Source organism: Stenotrophomonas sp. CASM106 (genome assembly GCF_049384825.1).
GTDB classification, from domain to species: Bacteria; Pseudomonadota; Gammaproteobacteria; order Xanthomonadales; family Xanthomonadaceae; genus Stenotrophomonas; species Stenotrophomonas muris.
The window spans coordinates 1-474 of record NZ_JBMRFS010000042.1 but is presented as its reverse complement, the minus strand read 5'-3'; the positions used below and the strand labels follow the sequence as shown (position 1 = coordinate 474).

General features: G+C 56.8%; 1 protein-coding gene and 1 pseudogene. Both read left to right on the top strand.

The features are described 5' to 3' along the window. Positions 1–117: winged helix-turn-helix domain-containing protein (locus VG556_RS22420; RefSeq protein WP_423180059.1), on the top strand; the 117-nt coding region annotated here is incomplete at its 5' end. Next, positions 89–474: pseudogene (locus VG556_RS22415) on the top strand (two-component sensor histidine kinase); the annotation flags it as partial. The gene VG556_RS22420 and the pseudogene VG556_RS22415, both read left to right, overlap by 29 nt.

The following is a 474-nucleotide window of genomic DNA, read 5'->3' as shown; positions in this document are numbered from 1 at the left end:
GTAGCCATCCGCCGTCTACGCGCGAAGATAGACGATGCGTTCAATCCGAAGCTCATCCACACCGTGCGTGGAATGGGATACACGCTCGATGCGCCCGATGATGCCCCTGCGCCATAAGCCGCGGCAAAGCCGTCCAGCGTCGCTTGCATTGAGGGTCACGGCCCTCGTTGGTATCGCCACGACCTTGGTGTTTATTGTGTTCAATTGGGTCATTCTCCGGTAGTTGGAGCACCACTTTGCTCAACAGGATGCCCACGAACTGGAGGCAGTGACAACCGCTTTGGCTCAGCCCTTGCACCAGCTTGCAAGTGACATCGCAAGCGACGAACTGAAGCAACACTTGGCCAACGCAGTCGCAGGACATCATGGGATGACGTACGGCGTCTACGATGGGGCTGGCAATAGCATCTATGCCACGCCCGGTCCTGACCTGTCTAAACTTGCCAGTAGCAAAAAGTTGGTCAACCGCATCAC